This window comes from Deinococcus roseus (assembly GCF_014646895.1).
GTDB lineage: Bacteria > Deinococcota > Deinococci > Deinococcales > Deinococcaceae > Deinococcus_C > Deinococcus_C roseus.
In genome coordinates this window covers 305,784-323,992 of sequence record NZ_BMOD01000004.1, presented here as the reverse complement: position 1 = coordinate 323,992, position 18,209 = coordinate 305,784, and the positions used below count along the sequence as shown (strand labels likewise).

The following is an 18,209-nucleotide window of genomic DNA, read 5'->3' as shown; positions in this document are numbered from 1 at the left end:
CGGACCGGGTGGTGTTCTTTGACAAGGGGGCAATTGTGGAGGAGGCCACCCCGGAGGAGTTTTACAACAACCCGCAGCATGAGCGCTCTAAACTCTTTCTTTCCCAGATCCTCGGGCACTGAGGTTTTGACCCATAAGATTTGAGGACAAAGATAGGCCCGTTTGTCTGAAACAGGAGGCCACCGGAGCCTGTGCAGATTTTTGCTTTTGGCCCTCGGCTCTGCGCCCTCGGCAAAACCAGAAGTTTTCTGACCCTCCCCAGCCTGTTCACCCAGTCATCCCTTTCCGGCTGATCGGATGTGTACATTTTGCTCAATGAAACGCTTCCAGATCCCCTTCAAGGGGGGCTTTGCCCCTTGTGATTGCCTTTCAGGGGGTGCAGGATAGATTCACCCTACTGGTCTTCTGCAATGTGAGCAGGGTGGGAGGTGGTCCATGACTCCAGTTGGAACAGTGGTCTGGCAGGGAATTTTGCAAGCCTTACAGGTGACGTCCAAGGCGGACCTGATCCGTGCCATCGAGCAGGCCCGCAAAGTGGCTGCCCAGCAAGGGGTGCCTCTCTCGGTGGAGTTGCGGGTGATCAACAGTGGTGCCATGAGCATCCTGGTGGGTGCAGAACGCAGTTACCTGGTCTACAAGCCCGAAAACGGACCGTTCTGTCATGTGGCCGATGAACTCAAATCAGACGACATCAAAACCAGTGCTTCCCGATCTGAAATCCGATCCGAAAGATGCATGGCTTTCATTGACGATGGCCACCTCAGCGAAATTGACCTGAGGTTCACTGTGCCGTTTGAACTGGCCGAAGAGGTGTTCCTCAGTTTCGCAGAGACTGGAGAAATCCCCAGGTCCCTCCGCTGGATGAGTGCTTAACAGCAGCTCCGTCTTTTTCCTGAAGCCAGAAAAAGCAGCAAGACCTAAACTTGGACCGTGAAAAGTTTACGTCTTGCTTTGCCCGTTTTGCTGTCTTTTGCAACTGTTTCCTGTGGACATCAAAGCCTGATGCCCACCATTGTGCAGACCCGTGTGGCCCAATCGTTCCAGAGCGAAATCCTGCAAGCCTCAGAGGGCATGCTTTTTCCCAGCGAGTCTGATTTTCCCTTCACAGCTTTTGAACTTCCTTTGCATGCTTTGCCAGATGCAGAGACTTTTGCTGCGGTTGTGGGCCATGCTGGAGAAACCTCGCAGCGGCTCGATTTTTCTGCTTTCTTTGCCCGCTTCACCCACCTGGAGCCCTGGATGGATGAGGGTCAACAGGCTTTTGTTCTGGACATGCAGAACCTGCAAAAAATCTATGAGAAACACAGCAAAAAGCTGGCTGTGTACCGCATCGGAGAAATCCAGGTGCACATCTACATTGTGGCCTTGGTGGGAGGCCGGGTGGTGGGTCTGGAAACCCTCAGCATTGAGACCTGAATGGAAACCTGAGGGTCAGGCATCCTTGCGCAGTTTGCTCAGGAACAGCCAGGCCAGCACAAAAGCGCAAATGGACACATAAAACACAGCTTTGAAGCCCTGATGGTCTGCCAGTGCACCCCCGAAGGCCGGAGCAAACACCATGAAGGCCATCAGGGTGTTCATGGTGCCCAGGTAACGGCTGCGGTCATGGGCAGGGGAGATGTTGAGGGTGTAACTTCCAAAGGCCAGACCGTACCCCTGCTGTGCCATGCTGTACAGCACGAACACCAGCAAATACATGATGGGCAACTCTGGTGGGGTCAGCAAGGCCACCACTGGAGCGAGCACCGCAATGGAAGTGGCAATGCGCATGACCCGTCTGTTCCCCTTGTCGGTCCCGATCCAGGTCCAGAACAGGTTGGAGAGGGGCACCACCCCTGCAATCACCATCAGGAAATACCCGATGAAATTTGATTCCATGTGCAACTGCTTCAGGGCATACACGGCAAAGAAAGGCTCTGCAATTCCGGCGATGGCCACAAAAGCACGGGCCACCAGAAAGCGCCGCAAATCCGGGTCTGCCCTGAGCATGTTGGGAATGTTGCGGATGTCTTCCAGCACATTGGTTCTGGGCTGCACCGGTTCTTCAGGTTCCTTGATGTGCCCGAACAGGGCGTACCCGGCTGTGTAAATCAGCCCTCCCAGAAAGAAAATCAGGGAATAATTGTAGGGAAAAGGCAGTCCCGAACCCATGATGAAACGGATCAAAATGCCTGCCCCAAAAGCCAGGATTCCTCCTCCCAGGTTGCGGATTCCAAAGAACAGGGGGCGCTCCTGCTGGGGAATGACCTTGGAGACCACCTCAAGCCAGGGAAGCCCCGTGATCCCTGCAGCCAGCGCACTCCCGGCAATGCACAGCAGAAACACCGTCAGCAAAACATTGGGATGCCCGATGAACAGAAAACTGGTCAGGGCCAGACACATGTACATGGTGGTGCGAATGTTGGCCATCCGGTTGTACACCGGGAGTTTTCTGGGGTAGCTGCGCACAATGGAGGCCACATAAAGCTGCGGCAGAAACCACATTCCGGCACTGAGCGCTGGAATCAGCCCGATGGTCACGTTGCTGGCCCCGAGCTGGGTGGCAAAGGCTGCAATCACAATGCTGGGATTCATCATCCCGTCAGCCAGCAGAACCAGCCATCCGTTGTACACACCAAACCTGAAATTGTTTTCCCGCATCCGCTGTCGCCACAACACCTTTGACTCCCGGCCCGAGCCATGGCACTGTGTTTCAGATGGGATCGGGCATGAAAAGGCTGCCCGCACTTGACCGTTCAAAAGCGGCGCAGCCCTTAACAACGCAATCCTACTGCTGGATCCTGGAATTAGGCCATTTTTAGCAGGGGAGTGTGAAGGTTTAAGCCATATGGCATAGATGCCGAGGGCTGAGGGCCCAGAGCCGAGAGCATGCAATGCAAAGGCTTTAGCGAAAACACAACGCCTCAGAGCTTTGGCCACAAGGAGCTTTTTGCCCTCGGCCCTCGGCTCTCGGCAAAGGACATGACTGGCTCCTCCAAGGCACCCGGCATCCCTTAAACTGTTCCCATGATGCAATTCATTGCTGACCTCGGGGAACTCCACCGCCTGCATGCGGCCTACAACACCAGCACCGTCATTGAAGTCCTCAGGCACCTTGGGGTCAGAGAGGTGTACAGCACCGTCTTCATGGGACCAGAACACCCCCTGAAATTTGCACTGGAAACGGCTGGAGTCGCCTGCACAGTGCTGGCAGAAGACGACACCCAGGCCCAGCAGGACCAGGCCAGGATGTACGATTACCTGAACCAGTATGCCCAGGGAAAAAAACTGATTCAGCAGAGGCAGCGTCTGGATGCAGGTTTGCTGGAATTTTTGAGGCAGCCTTTCACGGCCCAGAGCACCCACAGTGCAGACACCTTGCGGCACATGCAGCAGTACCACACCAACGTGGGTCAATTGCTGGAGGAGGGGCCAGCCACCGCTTACCGCAAGCAGCGTCTGGACAGGCTGGCTGCAAAACTTCAGCAAATTCCCGATGGCGTGGTGCTGGCTGCCCTCGATGACATCCCCGATCTGTTGGACCTTGTTCCTGACACACAGGTTGCAGACCTTACAAATTTCAGACCCGGTGAAAGTTCCAGGCTTCGTGCTCTGGCAGACCGTGCAGCCCTCATTGAAGAAGACGATGATCTGGAAACCCTGGTGACCAGTTTGCTGCGTGAAGAGGGGGACCTCCTCACCCCGAAATCTGAATTGCAATATGCAGCCGCCAACATTTATCTGGCTGTCGGAGACCTGGAAAGCGCCAGAAGCCTGCTTTTTGATGCCGCCCATGGGGTCAAAGACGACCCCAGATACCTTCCTGGCCTGATTTTTGCCCGTCTGGGGCAGGTGCGGGATGCTCTGGGAGACCGGGACAATGCCATCAAAGCCTATCAGGCCACCCTGGCCCTCAGTTATGCTCCTGAGGTTGCCACAGAGACGGCAAAGCAGGGAATGGAAGCTGCTTTTACTATGGATGGCTTACCTGATACAGGTGAAGAGGTAAGTGAAAGTTAGCATGTGGGCCAGTGTGCATCTGGCTACAATAAACTCAATCCGCATGATGGCGTGAGCAACCCTTGAATTGTGAGTGATTTGGAGCAGAAAGCCACTGGAATCAGCCTTATAAGTGGAGCTGACCCTGTTTTTCCATTCCCGGTGCCCTGCTGCTGACAGCTGAGTGCTGATCGCTGATGGCTCCTGCAAAGAAGGTATTTTATGATGATCCCCAGAGAAGTGATCGAAATCGGTTACCAGAACCGTGAAATCAAGGAGGCCCTGCGTGCAGCAGAGGTCGCCAAGAACCACAAGCACCCCAAAGCCAGAATCCTGCAGGACCTGACCGCCCTGATGGCAGATCCCACCCCTTACCTTGACCATGCCATTTACAAACATCTGGCCGCACTGATGCACCAGAAGCGCGACCAGGCCCAGTTGATCAAGGACCCCGTGAACTACACCATCTGGGGCCGCGAAAACATCGAGGAAAGTGCTTTTGCCCAGATGGTCAATGTGATGAGCCTGGCCCCCACGGTGGCTGGAGCCATGATGCCCGATGCCCACCTGGGGTATGGCATGCCCATTGGGGGTGTGGCAGGACTGGAAAATGCCGTCAGCCCTGCCATGATCGGTTACGACATTGCCTGCCGGGTGCGCATCAGCGTGTTTGATGAACTCTCGGGCAAGAAGACCCTGAAAAACGAAAAACTGCGCAAAATCCTGCTGAACAACACCCGTTTCGGGGCGGGCGAAGGCTGGTCCAAAAACGAGGCCCCCGACCATGCTGTGCTGGACGATCCCCGCTGGAACAGCATCGCGATTGCCAAACAGCTCAAGGACAGGGCCCGCATCCAGATTGGCACTTCCGGCAGTGGCAACCACTTTGTGGAGTTTGGCATCCTGACCCTGGAGGAATTCTCCCAGGAACTGGGACTGGATGCGGGTGAATACCTCGCCCTGATGAGCCACAGCGGTTCTCGCGGGGTGGGTCACAAGATCGCCACCGAGTACATGAAACGCGCCGAGAAAAACCTGCCCAACCTGGATCTGCCCTACAAGGCATTGGCCTGGCTGGACCTCAACACCGAAGACGGTCAGGAGTACTGGGAGGCCATGAACCTGATGGGGGATTACGCCAGTGCCAACCACCACATCATCCACGAGCGCATTGCAGAGGATCTGGGCTCGGAGATCATTTCCCATGTGGAAAACCACCACAATTTTGCCTGGAAAGAACAGCACAACGGGAAAGAACTGATTGTGCACCGCAAGGGGGCAACCCCTGCAGCCGCAGGACAGCTAGGGGTGATTCCCGGCAGCATGACCCAGCCTGCTTACATTGTGGTCGGCAAAGGAGAGGAAAAAAGCCTCGCCAGTGCCAGCCACGGTGCCGGACGCAAAATTGGTCGCCGCGCCGCTGAACGCACCTATGAGCAGAAAGACCTGATCAAGGCTGCAAAGGACGCAGGTGTAGAGGTGATCGGTGCAGGTGTGGACGAAGGCCCTTACTGCTACAAAGATGTTGCCACGGTGATGGCCGCCCAGAAAGACCTGGTGAAGCCCATCGCCTCCTTCCAGCCCAGAATCGTACGCATGGACTCCGGGAACGAAGACATCTGACAGAGGTTGGGTCTGCCTTGAGGCGCTGGTCAGAAGGATCAAGGCCAGGTGTCGCTTGAGCAGTCCAAAGTTTACAGTTCACAGTTCACAGCAAGATCCAGAAGGTTCTTGCATTTGACAGGACCGTTGATAAGACCGTTTTGAAGCACAGGTTTAAAGCACCATCCCCCTGGAGTTCTCAGGGGGAACAGTTCCCATGTTTTTGATTTCTGGGCGCAGTTGCCCGGAAGTCTGCAGCTTTGATGCTGCAAGGAGCACTTTGGACATTTTGCAAACCATCCAGAATTTTGTGGGTCACGACAATGATTTTTTCAGGGGAGGTCTGGTGATTGGACTGCTGGGTTTTTTTGGCACCCAGCTCAGAGCAGTCCCGGACAAGATCTACACCTACCTGAAAGAGCGTCTGGTTCACGGCATCACCATCGACTCCAACGACGAAGTGGTCTACGAGGAATTCATCCGGCTGCTGTCCAGCAGCACCATCAAACTGAAAAACAAACAGTACCGCCTGACCTACCTGGAATCCGAAGAAGACGAGGACAACAAGGATGGCAAAGTCCAGACCATCTCCAATGCCGATGTGTTTTCGTTCATTTTTCAGGGGCACAGGTACTTTGTGGATTACTCCGAGGAAAGCACCAAGGGGGTGGCAGGTTACAAGGGTGGGGCCATGATGTACAGCTACAAGGTCTACACCTACTGGAAGGCCAGAGCGGCCATGCAGGCCCTGATCCAGCACCTCAACGAGCGCATCACCGGGGTGAACCCCGAAGACCTCCTCATCTACAACGTGGAGAACACCCACGGGTACATGGTCCGCACCACCACCACCAAACGCCATCTGGACACCCTGTACTTCGATGAAGTGATGGTGCAGGAGCTGCTTTCTGACATCGAACAGTTCAGGCAGGACGAGCAGTGGTATGCCCGCCTCAACATTCCCTACAAGCGGGGTTACATGCTGTATGGTCCTCCTGGAACAGGGAAAACCAGCCTGATCAAGGGCCTCGCCTCACACCTGAACCGCCCCGTGTACATCATCAATGAGGCGCTGCTGGGCAACGATGGTCTGGGGAAAGCCCTGCGGCACATCCCGGAAGGGGCCATTCTGGTGATGGAAGATCTGGACCGGGTGATCAGGGCCAGAGGCAAGCAGTTTTCCCTGAATGCCCTGCTCAATCAACTGGACGGTCTGGAAGTCAAAAAGGGGATGTTGCTTTTTGTGACCGCCAACCACCGCGAGGTTTTCGATGCGGCACTGGAACGTCCGGGCAGAATTGACCGCAAATTCCTGATTGGACGCATGGGGTGGCCTGCAGCCAGAAAAATGTTCCTGGCTTTTTACGGAGAAGAGCATCTGGAAGCCTTTCGGGCGGTTTTTACAGACGGACTGTACTCTCCTGCCCAGTTGCAGGTGTTTTTCAGCAAATACAAACGCAGTGCTGTGCTGGCCGTGCAACGTTTTGAGAATCTGCTGGAAGAAATTGGCGAAGGTCGGGTGCAGAACCTGGAAAAGGTGGGTTGAAAATCAAAAAGCAACGGAAGGAAAATTCCTTCTGTTGCTCTGAAAAATATGTTGTGTCTTCAATGCATTGATGAAGGGTCCAAAAAGAAAAAGTCTGTCGCTCAATTTTGATCCTGGGTGGCCCCGGAGTGTGTGAAGGCCAATCTAAAATACGCAAGGCATCAAAAAAAGTTGCAAAGAAACCTGGGTATTTAGAGCGAGTACAAAATGAAATTGATTTTGAAGATTGCAGCATGGGCCTTGTGGCCTACCCAGAAATGGCTGTTTAGCAGATGCCTGTTTGGGACTGCTGAACTATAAAAGAAGTGTTCGGGCTCCTCCAAAGCCTTTGCGCAAAACAGGTCCAAATTCACATACCAAAAACCCAGAATCATCTGGGTCTGAGAGGATTTTTATGCTCTGGTCCGTTGCCAAACACCTTGTTTCCATCAAACCCCACTCCAATGCAGACAGCCTGGAAATCGCCAAAGTGGGCGCGAACCAGCTGGTGGTCAAAAAAGGGGAGATGCGAGATGGCGATGAGGTGGTGTTCATCCCCAAAGATTCCCTGCTTCCAGAAGTGCTGCAGGCCGCTTTTCCTTATGCCAGGGAAGGCCGGGTGCGCAGTGTGCAACTGCGGGGGGAAATCTCCATGGGAATTGCGCTTTCCTTGCAGGACGTTTCAAATTTTTTTGGTGAAGACATCCAGGACTTGCTGAATCTGGCAGAGCTGGGAGAGGACGTTTCCAGCCTGTTGCAAATAGAGAAATACGAACCCCAGATCCCTTACCACATGCAGGGCGAAGTGGATCCCGTGCCAATACATGTGTATTACAGCCACCACGACTGCAACCAGTACGGCACCTACCGGGACGAACTGGACTTTTCTGAACGGGTGGTCGTGACCGAAAAACTGCACGGATCTCAGGGTATTTTCCTGTTCACCCGTGCAGACGCCGCCCGTGCAGATTCCGAATGGGAAATCCGGGTGTCCTCCAAAGGGATGCTCAGAAAAGGACTGGTCCTGAAACCCTCTGAGGGAAACGTCTACTGGCAGGCCCTGAAAAACTCGGGTCTGGCAGAGAAAGTGCAAACCCTGCCTGGAAACAGCATCCAGATCTTCACCGAGGTGATCCCTGTGCAGAAAGGCTACAACTATGGCCAGAACCGGGTGACCCTCCGGGTGTTTGAAGTGCGGGTGGATGGGGTGATTCTGCCCTATGATGCCCCTGAACTCACACCTTTCCGGGAGTTGTGGGTGCCCGTGGTTTACGACGGAAAGTTTGGCAAGGCCGATCTTTACGCCCTCAGCAAGGGAAAAGAGCTGGTTTCCGGTCAGGCCCTGCACATCCGTGAAGGTGTGGTGGTGCGTCCCCACCTGGACCGCAAGGCCGAAGACGGTGAGTGGCTCAAACTGAAAGTGATCAACCCGGCCTACAAGGAAACCGGGGAAGAATTCAACTGATGAAACACAGAAAGCAGACACATGAAAAACATCCTGATCATCGATGTGGAATCCACGTGCTGGCAGGGGAAAATCCCTGCTGGCATGTCCAGTGAAGTGATTGAACTGGGTTACGCCATCCTGCAAGAAGGAGAGGGCGTGCTGGAATGGGGATCATTTCTGATCCCTCCCAGACACAGTGAAATCAGTGCGTTTTGCACAGAACTCACCACCATCAGCCCAGAGACTTTTGTTCTGGAAGCAGAAAAGGTGGTGCAGCGTTCAGACCTTCTGGAACAACTCAATGCCCTGACCCGCAGGCACGGCTGGCACAACTTCAAATCCTGCCAGTGGGGGTCCTGGGGAGATTACGACTTCAAGATGCTGGTCAAGACCTTTGGTGAGCAGGAACTGCGCAAGGACCATCACCTGAACATCAAACAGCAACACGCTGCTGAACGGGGCCTGCCTAAAGCCCTGGGCATGGGACAGGCCTTGCGCTTTGAGAACCTGGAATTGCAGGGCACCCATCATCGGGGCGGGGATGATGCTTTCAACATCGCCCGGATTGCCCGGAAAGTGCTGGGGTGGTGACATGACTGCAGCAGGCATTTTGCCCGGACTGGCTTATGGAGATGCGCTGGGTTGCCCCATTGAAACCTGGAGTGCGGTGCAAATCCGCAGCATTTATGGGGTGTATCAGGGGCTGCCTGAGCAGCACCCCATGCAGGAAATCCGGCAACAGTTTCCCCAGCAACTCAGGCGGCTCAGGCCCCTGGGCATCCACTCGGATGACACCCAGCAGGCCATGGCCCTGATCAACGTGTGCCGGGAAGGGTTCACCCCCGAACGCTGGTCCAGATGGCTGATTGAGGGCTTGCGTTCTGGAGCCTTCAGGGGCTATGGACGCCATTTCAGTGCAGCGGTGCATGCCCTGCGCAAAGGCAAGGACTTCAGGAGCAGTGGCAGTCCTTCTGCTGGAATGGGTGCTGCCATGCGGGTGGCTCCGTTGGCTGCCCTGTATTCCACCCCTGAAGAACTTTCAGAGGTGGTGGTGGCTTCCAGCCTGATGACCCATGCCCACGGGGTGGCAGCATTCACGGCCTATGCTGTTGCGGCTTGCGCTTTTGGCTTCCTGCAAGGGCTGGGTGTGGCAGAGGTTCAGCAAAAACTCCCCATCTGGGTGCGCAATGCAGAGGAAATCTGGCTGTCCAGACCAGACTGGTCTTTTGACCGCACAGATGGGCATCTTGTTTCAGACACCCTGCAGGCAGCGTTCAGGCAGAATTTCAGGGACCACAAAAGCCTCGGGGATTGGATCAGCGAAACAGCAAAGCCCCATCTGGCAGATGATTTCACCCGTGCCCATCCCAACCAGGGTTATGGTTTGCTGGGTGGTTTGCACGGCATCCTGATGGCCCTGCAGCCCCAGGATCCTCTGGACTTGCTGGATGAAATTGTGCGTCTGGGGTTTGATACGGACACCGTGGCTGCCATTGCAGGGGGCATTCTGGGGGCCAGACATGGTGCAGGCTGGATTCCCATGCAGAAACTTCTGGACCGGGACCGCATCCTGGCTTACGCAGAAGGCAACACTGAAGACCTGAGCACCTACCTGAAAGCGGAAATCGCCTGGACAGAAAAGGAAAAAGCTTTCCAGCAAGCCCTGTAAGACGCACAGCAAAATCCCCTCACCCTTTGCGGAGGAGGGGACTTTTTTGCTGAAATCTTATTTGAAGTTGTAGGATTTGGGCACCACCACAACACCGTTTTCGGTGATGATGAAGCCTCTGGCCTTGTCGGCCTCCAGGTCGTAACCGATCTGGGTTCCTGGGGGAATGTGCACGTTCTTGTCAACGATGGCGTTCTGGATGCGGGTGTGCCGTCCAATTTCCACCTCGTCCAGAATCACGCTGCGGTTGATTTCAGCGTAACTGTTGACGCGCACGCGGCGGGACACCACGCTCTCGCGCACGGTGCCACCCGAGACAATCACGCCTCCAGCCAGCAGGCTGTTGAGGGCCCGACCAGTGCGGTCTCCGGCCTCGTGCACAAATTTGGCAGGAGGGCTGAATTCCATGGCGGTTCGCAGGGGAAATTCGGGGTTGTAGAGGTCGAATTCGGGTTTGGCGCTCACCAGGTCCATGCTGGCTTCAAAGTAAGCGTCCAGGGTTCCCACATCGCGCCAGTAGGTGTTGGGTCCGGTCTGGCCAGGGATGGGGTTGCGTGCGAAGTCGTAGGCCTGCACGTGGTAACCATCGCGGATGGCCTTGGGAATGATGTCTTTCCCGAAGTCGTAGCCGCCTTCACGTTCGGCTTCGTGCAGCAACTCTTCCAGGGCTTTGGCACTGAAGATGTAGTTGCCCATGCTGGTGAGTGCAGTGTCGGGTTTGTCAGGGAGGCCCTTGGGTTCTTTGGGTTTCTCCTCAAAGCCGATGATGCGGTACCGCTCGTCCACCTGCATGACCCCGAAACGGCTGGCCTGGGACACAGGCATGGGGTAGGCGGCGATGGTGATGTCTGCACGGGTGTCTTCGTGCATTTCGATCATGTGGGCCACATTCATTTTGTAGATGTGGTCTCCAGAGAACACGGCCACATAATCGGCGTGGTAGTTCTGCACAAGGTGGAGGTTCTGGTAAACGGCATCTGCGGTTCCGCGGTACCACACGGGTCCGAGTTCCTCGTAGCGGTACATCTGGGCAGGCACCAGGGTGATGAAGTAGTCCGAGAGAAATGTTCCGAAACGCCAGCCGCGCTGGATGTGCTCGGTGAGGGATTGGGCTTTGAACTGGGTCAGGACGTAAATGCTGAAGATGCCCGAGTTGATGAAATTGTTCAGCGCAAAGTCAATGATGCGGTATTTGCTGCCGAAGGGCACTGCGGGTTTGGACCGTTTGGCGGTGAGGGGGCTGAGTCGTGTGCCTTGTCCGCCTGCCAGAATCATTCCTAATACTCGTTTCGCCACTTTCAACCACCTTGCTTTAAATTTGCTTCATTCTATCGCATGTTTTCCGGTTTGGCCTGCGGGTGGACCCTGAGAACTAAACAGGAAGGAATGTTTTTACGCAGTCCTTTTTTCAGCCGTCAGTCAGATTTGCCGTAATTTTCGTGCAGCAGGGGATGCGGGATGAAAAGGACTTTGTTTGTTGAAATCACTTAACCTGAGTTAAGTGTATACACTACACCTAATTCAAAGGCACTTCACACGGTGCAAATCGAACTGAAATTTCTCTGCAGAACAGGTAAAAAGGACTTTGTTCATTCAAATGACTTGACAGATGAGATGATTGCAGGTCCGTGAAAAAAAGTATTTTGCTACAGTTAAGGAAATTTCCAACCCCACCTGAAAACACAACGCAAAAGGGGTTGTATGACCCGCACGGAGGCGATCATGGGCACAGAAGACCTGAGTTACCTGGGAGCAAAAAATGTCAACCTGCACTGGAATCCCGGTGTTGCCGAACTCTACGAAGCTGCAGTGAGACTGGGAGAAGGCCACATCGTGGAAGGTGGCCCCCTGCTGGTGGAAACCACCCCCCACACCGGACGCAGCCCAAAAGACCGCTTCATTGTGGAAGACGAGAACACCCGGGACCGGGTCTGGTGGGGCGGTTTCAACACCCCCATCTCTGCAGAGGTTTTTGACCGCCTGCACGACAAGATGATTGCCCACATGGAAGGCAAGGAAATCTTTGTGCAGAACCTGTTCGCAGGCACCGACCCCGATTACCACATGCCTGTGCGCTTCATCACCGAGATGGCCTACCACAGCCTCTTTGTGCGCAACATGTTTGTGCGCCCCACCAAAGTGGAATTGCGCGGTTTTGCCCCCTCCTTCACGGTCATCAACCTGCCCAGTTTCAAAGCCGATCCTGCCATTGACGGCACCCGCACCGAAACCTTCATCATCGTGAATTTTTCAAAACGCACCATCCTGGTCGGAGGCACCAAATACGCCGGAGAGAACAAAAAAGGCATCTTCGGGGTGCTGAACTTTGAACTCCCGGATCTTGGTGTGATGCCCATGCACTGCTCGGCCAACATCGGACCTGCTGGAGACACCGCACTGTTCTTCGGGTTGTCTGGAACAGGAAAGACCACCCTCTCGGCAGACCCCAAACGTGCCCTGATCGGAGACGACGAGCATGGCTGGACCGACCACGGCATCTTCAACTTCGAGGGAGGTTGTTATGCCAAAGTCATCAACCTGAACCCCGCTGCAGAACCCGCCATCTTCAAAACCACCCGCATGTATGGCACCGTGCTGGAAAACGTGGTGATGCGTGCAGACCGCACCCTCGACCTCGACGATGGACGCATCACCGAAAACACCCGCAGTGCCTATCCCATCACCCACATCGATAACATTGCACCCGGCGGACGGGGCACAAGGCCCAAAAACATCGTGTTCCTGACCGCAGATGCTTACGGGGTGCTGCCTCCCATCTCCCGCCTCACGCGCGAGCAGATGATGTACCAGTTCATCTCTGGCTTCACCGCCAAGATCCCTGGAACCGAACAGGGCGTGACCGAACCCATCCCCACCTTCTCCACCTGCTTCGGAGCCCCCTTCATGCCCCGTCACCCGGGTGTGTACGCAGAACTGCTGGCCCGCCGCGTGGAAGAAACCGGAGCCAAAGTCTGGCTGGTCAACACCGGATGGAGCGGCGGCAAATACGGTCAGGGCAAACGCATGAGCATCTCCTACACCCGCAACATGATCAACGCTGCCCTGAACGGGGATCTGGACGATGTGGAGTTCGTGACCGAGCCTTTCTTCAACCTCTCCATCCCCACCCGCGTTCCTGGTGTGCCCAGAGACATCCTGAACCCCAGAGACACCTGGCAGGACAAACCCGAATACGACCGCACCGCCCGCAGGCTGGCCCGCATGTTCAGGGACAACTTCAAACGTTTCGAATCGGGCGTTTCCGAGGAAGTCACCGCCTGCATGCCCACCCACGAAGAACTGGTGTAAACCTGCCCTCTGATCAAAAAGTGCTCTTTTGGGAGCACTTTTGCTTTTCAAAAGCCTGTGGTTTGCTCCTGATCTGCTCATCGGAGTGTGTTAATTTCATGCTTGCGGGCCTGACCCGTTCGGACGAGGTGCGCCGTACCCGGTCAAGACAAGACGACGCGAGGAGGTTTTCTCGTGGAACAGGTCATTCAGATCACCGGTGCACTCATGGTTCTTGCAGCATTCATTCTGGTGCAGGCCAGAAAACTGGACCCCGCCAGCCGCATCTACCTGATCCTCAACGCCGCAGGCTCAGGCATTCTGGCCATCGATGCCCTGCTGATGCAAGAATGGGGATTTGTGCTGCTGGAAGGGGTCTGGGCGCTGGTTTCGGTTTGGGGACTGGTGAAACCTGGGAAAGGGGTTTTGCATCAGGTTTTGTTTGGAATGGCGGTCTGGGAGCACTGGGGGTCAGATCCCCCTGATTGGTTGGAATGTTCTTCTGGGAACACTGCGGGTCAGATCCCCCTGTGCTCGCTGCGCTTGCACTGTCCCCCGTCAGCGTTGGGGGATGGGTGTAGGACGACAGAAATCCCCCTTCGTTAAGGGGGAACCACAGAGCGTCAGCGATGCGCAGGGGGATCTGACCCGCAGTGCACTAAAACGCCCACCTCAATAAAGCAGGGAGATCTAACGCTGTCTCTTCACCACAGTTGCTGTCAAAGTGACTTCTTTTTTGTTGCGCCAGACCTTGATGGTCAGCTTCTGGCCAGGGCGTTTGGCGGCCACCAGGCGCACCACGTCGTACTGGTCCTTGACCCGCTGGCTGTCGATGGCGACAATCACGTCTCCCAGAGAGACCAGTGCACGGTTGTTGTCCCGGATGGCTCCGCGCAGACCTGCCCGCTGGCCCAGAGATCCTGCAGGAACTTCTTCCACCACGGCACCATCGGTGGTGGTGATGCCAGCCTGTTTGCGGATGATGGGTTCCAGGTCGCCCAGGTTGCTCATGGTGATTCCAAGAGAGCCACGCTGGGAGATGCCAATCTGTTCCAGGTCCTGGATGGATTCTTTGACCAGATCAATGGGGATGGCCAGACCAATGGACCCATCTGCTGCGAAGGTGTTGGAGGCCATCATGGCATCGGCCACCCCGACCACCACGCCACGGGAGTTGAGGATGGGACCCCCGCTGTTGCCACGTTGCAGGAAAGCAGTGGTCATCATCATGGCCGGGACTTCCTGGCCGATGTCATCTGCTGGAGGAGCCGTGCGCTCCACGGCGGCCAGTTCTCCGGTGCTCACAAAGCTTTTCACCCCGAAAGGAGATCCGAAAATGATCAGCTTCTGCCCGATGATCAGCTTGTCGCTGGTTCCAAAACGCATGGTGGCTGGAGCCTGCACCCCGGAAACCGCCAGGATGGCGATGTCGATGCCGGGGTCAATGCCGTCCAGTTTGGCCGTCACGATGCGACCATCGGCCAGTTCCACCTGGATGCTCTCTGCGTACTGCACCACGTGGTAATTGGTGATGATGCGGTTGGATTTGTAGAAGAACCCGCTGCCAATTTCATCCGGGGATTCTCCGGGCTGCAGCTGGGCTTTGGGAATGCGTGCAATGACCCGCACCAGTGCCTTGAGGTTCTTGTTGGTGACCTCCACGGTGTTGATTTCATCGCTGGTGACCAGTGGGCTGGCAGCCTGAAAACGCCCCAGCCAGAAGCCGGTCAGACTGACGGCCCCCAGGGCGGCAATGGCCAGTGAAATGCGCGCAATTCCCCTGAGTTTCAATTACCCCTCCGAACTGCTGCTGGGACGGCTGTCGTTGACATAAAATCCCGAGCCTTTGAAGGCGATGCCCGGCTTGCTGATCAGGCGCTTGACCGGATCCCCGGTTTCGGGGTGCACGGTCCAGGCCTTTTCAGTGATGCGCTGGGAGACTTCGAAGGTTTCACCGGTGTTGAGGTTTTTGTACTGGTATGTGGGCATTGACCGCCACCTCCCTGGGTTCATTTCTGATGTTTTGCTGGACCTTTTCTCTGGTTGCAGAGCTTGCATGAGGGGCCAGGGAAAACGCCACAAAACATGGTAACAGAAGCTTGATGAAAATACCCGGAGCTTTCTGCCATGTCCCTCTCACCGTGACTTCTGCAATGCTGGATTTGGCAAAGTGTGCTACAGATCCCTGCCCTGAAGCGCAAATTCATCTGGACAGATTTGCGAAAAAAAGTTCCCATCACTACACATCTTGCTGATGATGTGTATGCTATAGTCTGTCAAAAGGAGGTGCAGGGTCACCACAGAGCACAGCAAGACCAGCAGGACAACAGGGAAGCGCAAGGTCCTGAAAGCTTTTGAAGGCTTCAGGAATACGAGGTGGAGGTCAGCGAACACATCTGCGGATGCCTCCAGGGTGACAGTCCCACCCTCCCCGGATTGCTCACAGCAATCAAGTCTGGAACTAAACCCCACGGCAACGTGGGCATAACCCCGGACAGGACCAGAAGGCCACACCAGCCTGAACCCACAAAACAAGAGAAAGTATTTTAGAGGTCTCAGAGGTCTGACCCCTGATTTTGGGTTTTGTTTTTGCCTGAATTCTGTGATCTGGCCCAGACTTGCAAGTCCAGAGCAGTGTTCTGATGTAAAGGGCTGGCTCTGTTCTGATCCTGAGGCCCCAGACTGGCCCCTCCCGTGCTTCTGCAAAGCCAGAAGGACGTGCCTTTTACAGGAGACAAACATGTGCGGAATTGTTGGTTACATTGGTCCTCGTGATGCCCAGGACGTTTTGATTTCGGGTCTCGCCAAACTGGAATACCGTGGTTACGACAGTGCAGGGGTGGCCATTCGCACTGAGAATGGCATTGAAGTCAGAAAGAAAGCCGGAAAACTGGCCATTCTGGCTGGAGAACTGGAAAAAGAGCCCCTCAAGGGCTGCCTGGGCATTGGGCACACCCGGTGGGCCACCCACGGTCTGCCCAACGACACCAACGCCCACCCCCACGCCACCGAGGACGGCAAACTGGTGATCATCCACAACGGGATCATCGAGAACTACCTGCACCTCAAAGATGCCCTGACCGCCAGAGGGCACGTCTTTCGCAGTGAAACCGACAGTGAAGTGCTGGCCCACCTGATCGAAGAAAAATACAAAGGCAACCTGGAAGTGGCAGTGCGTGAAGCTCTAGCAGAAGTGCGCGGCGCTTATGGCATTGTGGTCACCCACATCGACCACGATGAAATTGTGGCTGCCAGAACCGTCAGTCCTCTGGTGATGGGGGTTGGCCAGGGCGAGATGTTCCTGGCAAGTGATGTGCCCGCCCTCTTGCCCTACACCCGCACCATGGTGTTCCTGCACGATGGAGACATGGTGGTCCTCAACAAAGAGGGCTACCGGATCACCGATTTGCAGGGCACCCCTGTGAAGCGTGATGAAACCCTGATCGAATGGGACGCTGAAGCTGCAGAAAAAGGCGGCTTCGACACCTACATGCTCAAAGAAATCTACGAGCAACCCCAGGCCCTCACCAACACCCTGATTGGCCGCCTCCATGACGACACGGGCGAGGTGAACCTCGACATCAACCTGGATCCTGCCAGCTTCAAGCGCATCTCCATCATTGCCTGCGGAACGGCCTTCTATGCCGGTCTGGTCGGAGAATACCTGATCGAGCAACTGGCCCGCATTCCCGTGGAAGTGGATGTGGCCTCCGAGTACCGCTACCGTTCCCCCCTGGTCAGCGAAAACACCCTCGCCATCGTGATTTCCCAGTCCGGAGAGACCATTGACACCCTGGAAGCCCTGCGTGAAGCCAAGAAACAGGGGGCCAAAACCCTCGGGGTGATCAACGCCAAGGGGTCCAGCATGACCCGCGAAGTGGACGATGTGCTCTACATCCACGCTGGACCGGAAATCGGGGTGGCCTCCACCAAGGCCTACACCGCCATGGTCAGTGGCATGCTGATGCTGGCTTTGTGGCTGGGTCGTGCCCGTGGCACCCTCAACGAGGAACTGGGCCGGGAACTGCTGCAAGGTGCACGCGAACTGCCCCGTCTGGTGGAAGAATGCCTGCAACCCGAGCGTGTGGAGAACATCCAGCGCATTGCCCAGAAGTACCACCAGGCCCGCGATTACCTGTTCCTGGGCCGTGGCGTGAACTCTCCCACCGCCTTCGAAGGTGCCCTGAAACTCAAGGAGATCAGCTACATCCATGCTGAAGCTTACGCAGCAGGGGAGATGAAGCACGGCCCCATCGCCCTGATTGATGAGCACCTGCCCGTGGTGGTGATCGCCACCGAGAGTTTCCTGCTGGAGAAAACCATCTCCAACATCCAGGAAGTCAAAGCCAGAAGCGGCAAGGTCATCGCCGTGGTCAGCGATGGAGACACCGACGCTGCACGCCACGCCGACGATGTGATTTACGTGCCCAGAGCTGCCGAAATGGTTTCTCCTGTGGTGAATGCTGTGGCCATGCAACTGCTGGCCTACTTCACGGCCACTGCCCTGAACCGGGATGTGGACAAGCCCCGCAACCTTGCCAAGAGCGTGACCGTCGAGTAAGCCACAAACGCATCATGCAAGGGGAGCTGAAAAGCTCCTCTTTTTCTTTTGCAGGACATGGATTTGTGCCTGATCAGGGAAAACCAGAGCAGAACCCCCCTTCAAAACTTGTTATCCTTGAGGAACATCAGGCCATCCT

Annotated in this window: 15 protein-coding genes and 1 riboswitch; of the genes, 11 read left to right on the top strand and 4 right to left on the bottom strand. The window is 55.6% G+C overall.

All coding sequences use genetic code 11. From position 1 onward, the window contains the following. The first annotated feature begins 435 nt into the window (after positions 1 to 435). Both IEY52_RS08650 and IEY52_RS08645 read left to right on the top strand, forming a co-directional pair. Positions 436 to 873, top strand: coding sequence for an Imm1 family immunity protein (locus IEY52_RS08650; protein ID WP_189002269.1), 438 nt, complete (start codon positions 436 to 438; stop codon positions 871 to 873). 57 nt (positions 874 to 930) lie between these two features. Then, the gene (locus IEY52_RS08645; protein ID WP_189002268.1) at positions 931 to 1,416 is read left to right on the top strand and encodes a nuclease A inhibitor family protein; all 486 of its coding nucleotides are present in this window, start codon (positions 931 to 933) and stop codon (positions 1,414 to 1,416) included. 15 nt (positions 1,417 to 1,431) lie between these two features. On the opposite strand, the gene IEY52_RS08640 is transcribed toward IEY52_RS08645, so the two are convergent. Then, positions 1,432 to 2,640, bottom strand: a complete 1,209-nt coding sequence (locus tag IEY52_RS08640) for an MFS transporter (protein WP_189002267.1) — start codon at positions 2,638 to 2,640, stop codon at positions 1,432 to 1,434. Positions 2,641 to 3,006: 366 nt separating this feature from the next. On the opposite strand from IEY52_RS08640, the gene IEY52_RS08635 reads away from it, so the two are divergent. The 6 genes from IEY52_RS08635 to IEY52_RS08610 all read left to right on the top strand — a co-directional run bounded on the left by IEY52_RS08635 (position 3,007) and on the right by IEY52_RS08610 (position 10,221). Further along, on the top strand, positions 3,007 to 3,999 hold the full coding sequence (locus tag IEY52_RS08635) for a hypothetical protein (RefSeq protein WP_189002266.1): 993 nt from the start codon (positions 3,007 to 3,009) through the stop codon (positions 3,997 to 3,999). A gap of 201 nt (positions 4,000 to 4,200) precedes the next feature. Beyond that, positions 4,201 to 5,601 (top strand): RtcB family protein, encoded by a 1,401-nt coding sequence (locus IEY52_RS08630; RefSeq protein WP_189002265.1) that lies wholly within the window; start codon positions 4,201 to 4,203, stop codon positions 5,599 to 5,601. Between the two features lie 259 nt (positions 5,602 to 5,860). Further along, a complete protein-coding gene (locus IEY52_RS08625) occupies positions 5,861 to 7,126 on the top strand; it encodes an AAA family ATPase (RefSeq protein ID WP_189002264.1) in 1,266 nt (421 codons plus the stop codon). A gap of 394 nt (positions 7,127 to 7,520) precedes the next feature. Further along, positions 7,521 to 8,570 (top strand): RNA ligase (ATP), encoded by a 1,050-nt coding sequence (locus IEY52_RS08620; RefSeq protein ID WP_189002263.1) that lies wholly within the window; start codon positions 7,521 to 7,523, stop codon positions 8,568 to 8,570. Between the two features lie 21 nt (positions 8,571 to 8,591). After that, positions 8,592 to 9,143 (top strand): 3'-5' exonuclease, encoded by a 552-nt coding sequence (locus tag IEY52_RS08615; RefSeq protein WP_189002262.1) that lies wholly within the window; start codon positions 8,592 to 8,594, stop codon positions 9,141 to 9,143. Between the two features lies 1 nt (position 9,144). Next, complete coding sequence (locus tag IEY52_RS08610; RefSeq protein WP_189002261.1) at positions 9,145 to 10,221, top strand: ADP-ribosylglycohydrolase family protein; 1,077 nt, start codon at positions 9,145 to 9,147, stop codon at positions 10,219 to 10,221. 57 nt (positions 10,222 to 10,278) lie between these two features. Here IEY52_RS08610 and glgC read toward each other — a convergent pair whose 3' ends face one another. Beyond that, positions 10,279 to 11,517 (bottom strand): glucose-1-phosphate adenylyltransferase, encoded by a 1,239-nt coding sequence (glgC, locus tag IEY52_RS08605; protein ID WP_189002260.1) that lies wholly within the window; start codon positions 11,515 to 11,517, stop codon positions 10,279 to 10,281. A gap of 405 nt (positions 11,518 to 11,922) precedes the next feature. On the opposite strand from glgC, the gene pckA reads away from it, so the two are divergent. Both pckA and IEY52_RS26640 read left to right on the top strand, forming a co-directional pair. Further along, positions 11,923 to 13,530, top strand: a complete 1,608-nt coding sequence (gene pckA, locus IEY52_RS08600; protein ID WP_373289844.1) for a phosphoenolpyruvate carboxykinase (ATP) — start codon at positions 11,923 to 11,925, stop codon at positions 13,528 to 13,530. A gap of 99 nt (positions 13,531 to 13,629) precedes the next feature. Further along, a riboswitch (guanidine-III (ykkC-III) riboswitch) is annotated at positions 13,630 to 13,693 on the top strand. A gap of 11 nt (positions 13,694 to 13,704) precedes the next feature. Further along, entirely contained in the window at positions 13,705 to 14,115 is a 411-nt protein-coding gene (locus IEY52_RS26640; RefSeq protein WP_229684689.1) for a CBU_0592 family membrane protein, read from the top strand. A gap of 84 nt (positions 14,116 to 14,199) precedes the next feature. On the opposite strand, the gene IEY52_RS08590 is transcribed toward IEY52_RS26640, so the two are convergent. Both IEY52_RS08590 and IEY52_RS08585 read right to left on the bottom strand, forming a co-directional pair. Beyond that, on the bottom strand, positions 14,200 to 15,300 hold the full coding sequence (locus IEY52_RS08590; protein WP_189002259.1) for a S1C family serine protease: 1,101 nt from the start codon (positions 15,298 to 15,300) through the stop codon (positions 14,200 to 14,202). Continuing rightward, positions 15,301 to 15,498, bottom strand: coding sequence for an FmdB family zinc ribbon protein (locus IEY52_RS08585; RefSeq protein WP_189002258.1), 198 nt, complete (start codon positions 15,496 to 15,498; stop codon positions 15,301 to 15,303). It abuts the gene before it with no gap. 751 nt (positions 15,499 to 16,249) lie between these two features. On the opposite strand from IEY52_RS08585, the gene glmS reads away from it, so the two are divergent. Next, positions 16,250 to 18,070 carry a glutamine--fructose-6-phosphate transaminase (isomerizing) gene (gene glmS, locus IEY52_RS08580; protein WP_189002257.1) on the top strand — a complete coding sequence of 607 codons (1,821 nt, stop codon included), beginning with the start codon at positions 16,250 to 16,252 and terminating at the stop codon, positions 18,068 to 18,070. Positions 18,071 to 18,209 lie beyond the last annotated feature (139 nt).

Excerpts from the sequence above, each read along its gene's own strand:
- IEY52_RS08585 (WP_189002258.1), bottom strand. The coding sequence starts at position 15,498 with ATGCCCACATACCAGTACAAAAACCTCAACACCGGTGAAACCTTCGAA.
- pckA (WP_373289844.1), top strand. The coding sequence starts at position 11,923 with ATGACCCGCACGGAGGCGATCATGGGCACAGAAGACCTGAGTTACCTG.
- IEY52_RS08630 (WP_189002265.1), top strand. The coding sequence starts at position 4,201 with ATGATGATCCCCAGAGAAGTGATCGAAATCGGTTACCAGAACCGTGAA.
- IEY52_RS08650 (WP_189002269.1), top strand. The coding sequence starts at position 436 with ATGACTCCAGTTGGAACAGTGGTCTGGCAGGGAATTTTGCAAGCCTTA.
- glmS (WP_189002257.1), top strand. The coding sequence starts at position 16,250 with ATGTGCGGAATTGTTGGTTACATTGGTCCTCGTGATGCCCAGGACGTT.
- IEY52_RS08610 (WP_189002261.1), top strand. The coding sequence starts at position 9,145 with ATGACTGCAGCAGGCATTTTGCCCGGACTGGCTTATGGAGATGCGCTG.
- IEY52_RS08640 (WP_189002267.1), bottom strand. The coding sequence starts at position 2,640 with ATGCGGGAAAACAATTTCAGGTTTGGTGTGTACAACGGATGGCTGGTT.
- IEY52_RS08635 (WP_189002266.1), top strand. The coding sequence starts at position 3,007 with ATGATGCAATTCATTGCTGACCTCGGGGAACTCCACCGCCTGCATGCG.
- IEY52_RS08620 (WP_189002263.1), top strand. The coding sequence starts at position 7,521 with ATGCTCTGGTCCGTTGCCAAACACCTTGTTTCCATCAAACCCCACTCC.
- IEY52_RS08615 (WP_189002262.1), top strand. The coding sequence starts at position 8,592 with ATGAAAAACATCCTGATCATCGATGTGGAATCCACGTGCTGGCAGGGG.